9 protein-coding genes are annotated in these 9,019 nt (G+C 65.0%); 4 read left to right on the top strand and 5 right to left on the bottom strand.

Going from position 1 to position 9,019, the window contains the following annotated elements:
* From HA630_RS15395 to HA630_RS15385, 3 genes are all read right to left on the bottom strand, one after another.
* The coding region (locus tag HA630_RS15395; protein ID WP_243855480.1) for an exodeoxyribonuclease VII large subunit at window positions 1-669 on the bottom strand (669 nt) is incomplete at its 3' end.
* A gap of 40 nt (window positions 670-709) precedes the next feature.
* Window positions 710-1,285: a DUF2939 domain-containing protein gene (locus tag HA630_RS15390; protein ID WP_166835809.1), complete on the bottom strand. Its 576-nt coding sequence runs from the start codon at window positions 1,283-1,285 to the stop codon at window positions 710-712.
* Between the two features lie 77 nt (window positions 1,286-1,362).
* Window positions 1,363-1,701 (bottom strand): hypothetical protein, encoded by a 339-nt coding sequence (locus tag HA630_RS15385; RefSeq protein ID WP_166835807.1) that lies wholly within the window; start codon window positions 1,699-1,701, stop codon window positions 1,363-1,365.
* Between the two features lie 427 nt (window positions 1,702-2,128).
* Between HA630_RS15385 and HA630_RS15380 the strand changes: the two genes are divergently transcribed.
* The 4 genes from HA630_RS15380 (at window position 2,129) to HA630_RS15365 (ending at window position 6,692) form a co-directional block, all read left to right on the top strand.
* Window positions 2,129-3,286, top strand: a complete 1,158-nt coding sequence (locus HA630_RS15380; RefSeq protein WP_166834307.1) for an ATP-binding protein — start codon at window positions 2,129-2,131, stop codon at window positions 3,284-3,286.
* Window positions 3,283-3,975, top strand: coding sequence for a response regulator transcription factor (locus HA630_RS15375; RefSeq protein WP_166834305.1), 693 nt, complete (start codon window positions 3,283-3,285; stop codon window positions 3,973-3,975). Before HA630_RS15380 ends, HA630_RS15375 begins: the two co-directional genes overlap by 4 nt.
* A 174-nt stretch (window positions 3,976-4,149) precedes the next feature.
* Complete coding sequence (locus HA630_RS15370; protein ID WP_166834304.1) at window positions 4,150-4,992, top strand: PleD family two-component system response regulator; 843 nt, start codon at window positions 4,150-4,152, stop codon at window positions 4,990-4,992.
* A 119-nt stretch (window positions 4,993-5,111) separates the two neighbouring features.
* On the top strand, window positions 5,112-6,692 hold the full coding sequence (locus HA630_RS15365; RefSeq protein ID WP_166834302.1) for a methyl-accepting chemotaxis protein: 1,581 nt from the start codon (window positions 5,112-5,114) through the stop codon (window positions 6,690-6,692).
* 225 nt (window positions 6,693-6,917) lie between these two features.
* On the opposite strand, the gene HA630_RS15360 is transcribed toward HA630_RS15365, so the two are convergent.
* Window positions 6,918-8,858, bottom strand: coding sequence for an ATP-binding protein (locus tag HA630_RS15360; RefSeq protein WP_166834300.1), 1,941 nt, complete (start codon window positions 8,856-8,858; stop codon window positions 6,918-6,920).
* On the bottom strand, window positions 8,822-9,019 hold a 198-nt coding region (locus HA630_RS22505), incomplete at its 5' end, for a hypothetical protein (protein ID WP_208300106.1). The genes HA630_RS22505 and HA630_RS15360, both read right to left, overlap by 37 nt.

Here is a 9,019-nt window from a genome sequence, read left to right as displayed (position 1 = left end):
CCACGGGGTTGCCAGCGCCTTGTTCTGGTCGATCAGCCCTTCGCGCTGCAGCCGCTCGCGGATCTCGCGCTTGCGGGCTTCCAGGTCTCCCAGGGTGTAGTCGGCGTCGATGGCGTCGATCTCCAGGCTGAAGCCGTACTGGGGCTTGAAGACCGGGCGGGCGCGCACCAGCAGTTTGATGCCCGGTCCGACCTGGGCGCCGGTGGCTTGTTCGAAGGCAGGCAGGATGCGTTCGGCCTGGTTGGCCCAGATGGCGGCGTTGGATTTCGCAATGACCACCCCACGCTCGTCGCGCTCGGAGACTTCGAGGTAGACGTGGCCGTTGCGCAGGCGGGCGTCCACCACCTCGACCAGGGTCCAGACGCCTTCGCGGTAGGCAGCGGCCACGGCCTGGGACACGCCTGAGAGCAGGCGGGACAGGGGAATACCTTTGCCGGTGGGCAGGCTCATTGCGGGTGAAGACGCTGAGCTGGGTGTGGCGACGGCGGGCAGGCTCTCTGCCGAAGCCACGTGCTGCGCTCGAAGGTCGGCTGGCAACCAGGTGGCGAAAGGGGCCAGGTCGCGGCCTTCGGGCACGTACCATTGACGGCGGCCCGCGTCCCAGCGCGCGCCCAGGGCCTTGACCTGATCCTTCTCGGCGTAAGGGGTGACGAGGTAGGTGCCGTTCATCGTGTCCAGGCTCTGGGGAATGGGTGTGGGTGTACCTGTGTCACTCCAGCACCAGCCGGATCTCGGTCAGCTTCCAATCGGCAAACCCGCTGCGCTCGACGACGAAGCCGGGCTGCGGATCGTCCGCGCCCACCCCGGGTTCGCGGCCGTAGGCAATCAGCTTGTCTACGCTGGCGCGCTCGAAGGTCCACTCGATCTTTCTGGGCTTCTCGGCCGGGACTGGTGTCTGGCCGGACGGGTGACCGGGCTCTTGCGCGCCGGGGCTGTTCCCGCCTTGGCCCAGCTGGAGCTTGCGGGCCTGCATCAGGTTCATGACCATCTCGGGGCGCATGACCGCATCGACCATCTGGTTGACCAGGGCCAGACCCAGCATGGCGCCGAACGATTCGGCCCCGCTCATCCCTTGGCCGGTGGACTCGAGGACGAAGGCACCCATTTGGCCTTTGAAGCTCTCGCGCAGTTTGGGGTAGTCCACCCGTTCGTTGAAGGCATCGGCATTGCCAGTGTCTGCCGCTTCCTGGGTGGCTTGGACCGCCAGGTAAGGCGAGTAGTACCAGTAGCCGCCGGTGGCCATACCAATCGTGACGGCCAGTGCGCCGATGAGCTTGGACTTCATGGTGGACTCCCTGGAGGTGTTGTGCTTGTGGGTTGCGTGCTGGCCTGTGCCAAGACAACGACACTTTGCCACAGCCGTCACACCACCTCGGTGGCCTCGATCACCAGCCGGTGAATGCGCGCCCCCTGGGTCTGAGCAATGGCCCGCAACCGCAACTCCTGATCCGACTCAACCGTGAGGCGGCAGTGGTAATCCAGTCCGTCGGCCGGGCAGTGGCTGTCGATGCGCCGGCCCCACTGGCGGCGACCGTCGATCTCGAACACCAGTTCGTGCCAGGGGTGGGGTTCAGTGGCCGCCGCCTTGACTTCCAGGCTCACGTCGATGTCGAAGGTGCGGGATCGGTGCAGTGCGGCGGGCACGTTGAGCACCGCCACCGAATCGCCGCCGGCATCGCACGTCCAGTGCTCAAGTTTCATCTTGGTGGGCTCCTTCAACGCGGACGTTGAGCCTGGGCTTCGATTTCGGCTTGAAGGAGGCGTCTGCGGTATTCGATAGGTTGTTCGCACGGGGCGTCTGTGTGATACCAGGCCATGCTGGGGTGCGGTTGATGTGGGTGAGCGCCTGGACAGGCTGGCGACGGGTGCGCGCAAACCATTGCTCAGGCCGTCGGACGTGCAGGGGAATTGTCCCTTTCCCCGTTTGGGAGATATCCAGGACAAGGAATGCACCCACACCGAACCGGCACAAACTGGACCCAGCCATCGTGAACAGAGTAGGATTTACGTAGGCATTTGAGGGGCACAGCACCGTATTCTTCAACCAAATGCATGACTTGGAGCCATGTCTTGCAAACATCCCGCTTCGGACGCCAGGCCTGCACCGGGCGTTGATCCCGTCGACCACTTGCATCTGCTCGAAAGCCTGCGCGAGGTGGTTTGGGCACTCGATGTGGACAGCCTGAAATTCCAGTACGTCAGCCCCCACGTCCACCACATGCTCGGATACCCCCCAGGACAGGTCATGGAGCAAACACTCGGTGCATGGCTGCCGCCCACTCAGCGCGAACAGACGCTCGAACTTGTGCGAACCAGGGCCCAGGCGTTCAGGTCGGGGCGCATCAACGAAGACACCCACTTTATCGATGAGATCGAACAGCTCAAGTCGGACGGAACGCCGCTGTGGACCGAGGTGCTGACCAACTTCCGGCACCATGCCGACAGTGACCGCCTGATGATGTACGGCACCACCCGAGACATCGACGCCCGCAAGCGCTACGAACAGGCGCTCTTGTCCGCCCAGACCGAAACCGAGCGCATCAACCAGGCCTTGAAGGAGGCCAACGACGAACTGGTCCGGATGGCCGCCCTGGCCCAGCAGCAGGTCGAGCGGGAACGCAGCCAGCGCGAAGAGCAAGAAAAGCTGTTCGCCATGTTGGCGCACGAGCTCAAGACGCCGTTGGCCGCCATCGGCATGCTGGCCGAGACGGTCCAGCGCCAGGACGGCGCCGAGATCAGCCGCGCGGTTCGCGACATGAACGACGTCATTGAGCGGTGCATCCAGTCGGGACAGCTGGGCGACAACCGCCTCCTGCCTCGGCTGGAGGCGTGCGACGCTGTGGCGCTGGTGCAGCGCGCGATCACGGAAAGCCGGTGGCACGCCCGGCTGGACCTGACGTGCGAGGCAGCATCCCCGCCCTTGAACAGTGACCCACCCATGCTGCGCACGATCCTGGACAACCTGATCGACAACGCGGCGAAGTACAGCCCCCGGCAGAGTCGCATCCGGGTACTGACCGGCACAGACAGCCGCGCGGGCACCCCGGGCTGGACCGTCCAGGTCATCAACGAGCCAGGCACCGCGGGCTGGCCCGATCCGGAGCAGTTGTTTGTGAAGTACTACCGGGCGCCGCACGCGCACCGCCAGATCGGCGCGGGTCTGGGGCTGTTCCTGATCGCCGGCCTGGCCCGTCTGCTGGGTGGACACATCGACTACGTGCCGACCTCCACACACATCCGCTTTGTCTGCTGGTTGCCGCTGGATGCCTCGGAGCCCTCGGCATGAACATCCTGGTGATCGAAGACAACGACAGCCTGCGCCATGCCACGGTGCAAATGCTCAACCGCAACGGGCACCGGGCCAGCGGGCTGGTCTGCGCCGAAGACATCGATGACATGCCGCTGGACCCGGCACCCGACCTGTACCTGATCGACCTGAACCTGCCTGGCGAAGACGGACTGAGCCTGTCCCGGCGCCTGCGCGCGGCGCAGCCCTACGTTGGGATCATCATGGTGACGGCCAGGGGCCAGGTGGATGACAAACTGGCTGGCTACGAAAGCGGGGCCGACATTTACCTGCCCAAACCGGTGGACCCGGCCGAACTGCTGGCGGCCGTGTGCACGCTGGGGCGACGCCTCGACGCCCCGAGGCCTGCCACCGGCCTGCCCCAGGCCAGCGCGTTCCGCGTGGAGTTGGCCACGCGCACACTGCACGGCCCCAACGGCACCGAGACGCTGTCCGAAAGCGAATTGAGCACGCTGACCGGACTGAGCCGAGCCAAGTCGCGGCGGCTGGAAACCTGGCAGATCATGCACATGATCGGCGTCGATCCAGAGACCTACTCCAAAGCCTCGCTGGAGGTCCGCATGGTCCGGCTGCGGCAGAAACTGCACCGGGTCGGGGCTCCCACCGGGGCGATACCGCCCGTCAGGGGCTACGGCTACCGCCTCGATCTCGACCTGCAGTGTTACTGAGGCCAGGGCTGCCGTGGCCCTGAGGTAGGGTTTCTGTAGGGCTGGGACAGACGCGCACCCTTATTGTCCTAGACATCCACTCTGGATGTGCTGCCGCCAGTCCCATGCCTGGGCAAATCGCCCCAATCCGTGCCCCAGCAGCCGAGAGTGAGCCGCCTCCTGCCCCATATCCCCATGCTCTCGCCCTTGCCTCTGCCTGCTTGCGACACCCCCACGACCTCCCCGGAGCGCATTGGCCTGCTGTGCCATGACGCACAAGACGTCTCAGCGCTGGTGGAGGCGCTCATCGGTCACGGCTACGACTGCGAAGCCTTCACGAACACGACGGAACTGGGTCAGTCGCTGGCCCACACCCCGCTGGCGGCCGTGCTGGTCATGCACCCCCACCTGCTGAGGGATCGGGACGGGCTGGTCACGTTGCGGGCGCAACTCGGGGCGTTCAGAGAACTGGTCGCCGTGTGCGACCAGACCGACATCCAAGCGCGGCTGACCAGCGTGCGCGCCGGCGTGACCAGACACCTGCTTTGGCCCTTGCCACCGGTGGACCTCTGCGCGGCACTGGACGAATGGCTGAGTCACCAGAGACGGCGCCCACACCGGGTCCTGATCGTGGACGACTCCGCCGTCACCCTGCGGCACCACGCCCAGATGCTGACCAACATCGGCCTGGATGTGCTCACGCTCAGACAGCCGCTGCAACTGCTGGAGGCTGTCCACAGCTACCGGCCCGACGTGGTCGTGCTCGACATGTACATGCCGGAGGTGAACGGCATAGAACTGGCGGCTGTCTTGAGACAAGAGGCGGCGCTGATCCAGACCCCCATTCTGTTCCTCTCCAGCGAGGAGGAGCTGGACCTGCAGCTGCAGGCCTTGAACGCCGGCGGCGATTATTTCCTGCTCAAACCGGTCACACCGGTGAACCTGGTTGGGGTCGTCTCCACCCTGGCCGAGCGCTCGCGCAAGGCCAGGCGCCTGTGCCCAATGGCCGCCCCCCTGGCCCCAGACAACAAGCCGTGAATGCTGCGCCGGGGCTTGCACACGCCGTGCTTTGCGGTCCACACACCGCAATCGTGGTCCATGCCCCGGTGACCGAATCTGTGCTCTTTCCCTGAACCCCCTGCTCCACGAAGGTCCCCATGCGCCGTCTGACCCTTGCCCAGCGACTGCTGCTGTCTAGCGCCGTGCTGCTCACCTTGATGACGGTCACGGCCGTCACGGTCTGGGTCATGATGGGCAAAGTGGTCGACGCAGCGGACCGCATCAACCAGGTCAACGTCCCTCAACTTGGCCTGATTGGCGAGTTGGAGCTCAACGTCACCCGGTCCTCGCTGCAACTGCGCCACGCCATCCTGTCGCGCGACGAGCAGGAACTCAACACCACGCTGCAAGACATTGCCGCCAAAAAAGCCATGCTGCAGCAAACCCTGGACCGCTTCGGACAGGGCATGACAGACGAGGCGGGACGCGCCGCCTTTGCGCCACTGCCCGCACTGATGAACACCTTCTGGCAGGTGGCCGAGCAGAACGTGGCCCTGATCGTGGCCGGCCAGCGTGAAGAGGCGTTTGCCTTTCTGGTCGACCAGACCATCCCCAGCCGCAACCGGCTGCTGGCCCCGCTCGCCGCGGAAAAATCCCGTCAGAGTGAGGCCCTGTCCCAGCGGATCACCGAAATCACCGAGCTTTCGCTCCTGGACCGCAACGTGGTGGTGGTGGCCGTGCTGCTGATCGCTGCGGGCCTCCTGGGCTTGACGGCGTACCTGCGTGTGGTCACCCGCGAACTTGGCGGCGACCCGGCCGTGCTCAAGCAGGTGGTCGAGGCGGTGGCCGCCGGTGACCTCACCGTCGCGATCCGCACACGGGCGGGGGACGAGCGCAGCACCCTGCACTCGCTGCGCCTGATGACCCAGCGACTGGAAACCTCGGTGGCAGGCGTGAGACAAACCGCCGAGCAAGTGGCCAATGCCAGTGCGGAAATTGCCTCGGGCAACCACGACCTGTCACGGCGCACGGAGCAGCAAGCCAGCGCCTTGGAGCAGACCGCGGCCTCCATGGAGGAGCTCAGCAGCACCATCGGCCACAACTCTCAAAGCAGCCAGAGCGCGAGCGCCATGGTGGTGCATGCCACCGAACTGGCGCAGCGCGGCCAACGCGTGATGAACGAAGTGACCGCGACGATGGCCGCCATCGCCGACAGCAGCCGGCAAATCAACGACATCACCGCCACCATCGACAGCCTGGCGTTCCAGACCAACATCCTGGCGCTCAACGCGGCCGTCGAGGCGGCCAGGGCCGGCGAGCAAGGGCGTGGTTTTGCGGTCGTCGCCGGTGAAGTGCGCAGCCTGGCCCAGCGCAGCGCGCACGCGGCCAAAGAAATCCGCGTCCTCATTGACAACAGCGGCCAGCGGGTGAAGCTCGGTGGCGAGCTGGTGGGCCGCGCCGAGGCGAACATGGGCGAGATCGTCCAGACCGTGAAAGAAGCCAGCGCGTTGATGACCAAGATCAGCGAAGCGAGCTTGGAGCAAAGCCACGGCGTGCAACAGGCCACCGAGGCGATCGCCCACATGGACCAGGCTACCCAACAGAACGCGGCGCTGGTGGAGGAAATGGCAGCGGCCGCGCAGAGCCTTCAACAACAGGCCCAGACGCTGCTGGCGGAGGTGGGGGTGTTCCGCATCGCCGCTTCGTCACCGCAGCAGCTTCGGTTGTCGCGGCCATGAAGGCTGTGCAGCCCGGCACCGCCCCAGCCCCCACGTTGGGCCAGCCATCCGGCCACTCAGGCACTCCCCCCACAGGAGATGACGCCATTCAGAGGTCACTGGCTCAGGCATTGCGTGCGCCCATGAACGCCATCCTGGGGTTCGGTCAATTGCTGGAATGCGACCCCAACCTGAGCCCTGGACAGCACGAATGTGTCCGCGACATCCTGCAGGCCGCGCACCAGATCATGGAAACGGTCGTTCGCCTGGAGCAGCAGAGCCTGACGGCAAGCTCAGAACAAAACGGATCCAACGCTCGTCGGGGACATAACGGACATCACCAGCCAGGGCGCGCATCAGATTCCTGACCAGGTACAAGCCCAGGCCGGTGCCCGATTGGCGCCGGGCCTGGGTGGAGCGGTAGTACTTGTGGAACACCTGGTCGGGATCGGGCCACCCCGCAACCCCAGGTGGGTTGCGCACCGTGATGTGCAGGACAGCCCCTTGGGCAGGGCGCTGGAGCTCGACCTCGATGGGGCCGTCGGTGTGCGCGTATTTGCAGGCGTTCTCGAGGAGGTTGTTCAGCGCAATCAGCAACAGCTGTGGGTCCGTTGAAACCAGGCAAGGCTGGGCGGCCGAGAAGCCGATCCGGCCAGGGCAGGAGACGCCGGCGATGGCCTTTCGGATGAGCTCGCACACATCCACCGTCACATGCCGCGCCTGGAGTTGTCCGTCGCTGACCTGGGTGGCGTGCAGGCACCGGTCGATGACCCTGTTCATGTCGCCGATGGACTGCTTGATCTCTCGGCCGGTCTCGCTCTGATCCAGGCGCATGAGGATGGCGGCCAGGGGGGTCTTGAGTTCGTGGGCCAGCATGGCCAGAAGCCGCCCCTGCTCTTCCCTGACCTCGCGCTCTTGCTGGGCCTGCAGTTGGGTAAGGTGCAGGGCCATCTCGGTGCTGCGCTGCTGCTGGCGCTTGGTGTGGCTGCGGTACTGCAGCATCACCAGGATGAGCAAGGCGGTGATCAGGATGTGGGTTTGTATGATGTAAAGCGTCATCTCCGAACCGGAGATCAAGCCCAGTCCGGGCAAGGCGGCAAACATCAGCGTGATCACCAGCACGACGTAAAACAGGAGCACCACCGGCCGGGCCATGGCGGGCCGCTGTGGCGTGGCGGCCTGCCAGCCTGTGGCCAGGTACACCGACAACAGGAAAATGAAGGGCGACCAGGTTACTTCACTGAGGTTGAGATGGAGTGCCGCGGACACCATGCCCGATGCGTACAACACCAACTTGATCGGAAAAATCCCGAGCAAGACCAGGTGCAGACGCGTGGCCCACCTCGGCGGCGAAAACTCCCTGAGCAGCAGGACATGGAACAGCACCGCCGAGCTGACCGAGACTATGCTGAGCAAACTCGAGGACTGGTCTATCCACCCGGCCGGCCATTGGGCGGGCCAGACCGACCGCAAATAGCCCGACGAGACGACGGCGTAACTCAACGACGTCACCTGGGCCAGGGCAAAGGCCGAGATGACGGGTTCTCGGCTAAAGACCGCCTGCAGGATGGCCCACAGCGCCAGAACGGCCACCAAGCCGATGTAGCCCGCAAAAAAGATCGCCTGGCGCTGCGTCTGGCGTATCAGGTCGTCCACATTCAGCGCCTCGACGTGGATCTGTCGGGTGCTGGTCGAACGCAGGCTCAGCCAAATGTCGCGGGGGGCCTCCCCCCTGGCGATGGGTATTGTGAAGTCCAGGCTTTCGAACTCATCGCCGCGAGGATGCTGCAAGTCTCCGGTCACATGGGCCACCGCACCGCCCACCAGAGGATCGAAGAGCCGAACCTCATCCAGGTAAACCGGGCGGATGCGCAAGACCAGGCGATCGGCGTCCACCCCCTTTCGGGCAGAAACGCCAGGATCGATGCGCAGCTTGAGCCAGATCACCGAGCGCCCATAGCCACGGCTGAGGGTGCCCTTGAACGCCTGGGTGGGTGATTGCTGAACTTCTGGCCAGTTCTTCTGCCCAGAGGGATCCTCCAACCAGTGGCGCTCGACGATGTGGTCCTGGGCCTGGGCAGCGCTCGCCCAGGCCAAAAGCCATGCCAGCAGGGCCACCACCAGCAGATGCCTGAACGCCGAGGCCCTGTTCATCCTGCAGAAAACTCCATGAATGGCATCGAACATCGGCAGAACAGGTTGTGCGGCACAGGCAAGCCCCGTGCGCGTCGTGGGGTAGCAGTGTAATCAGATTGACGCAGGGCGTGCTCCTTGGTCGCCCATGCCCTTATTTCCGGAGAGGGGGCCGGATTGACCGTGTCAACTTTTGGCCCTTTCAGGCGCAGAAC

This window comes from Aquabacterium sp. A08, assembly GCF_011742065.1.
This window is presented reverse-complemented; position numbering and strand designations above follow the sequence as displayed.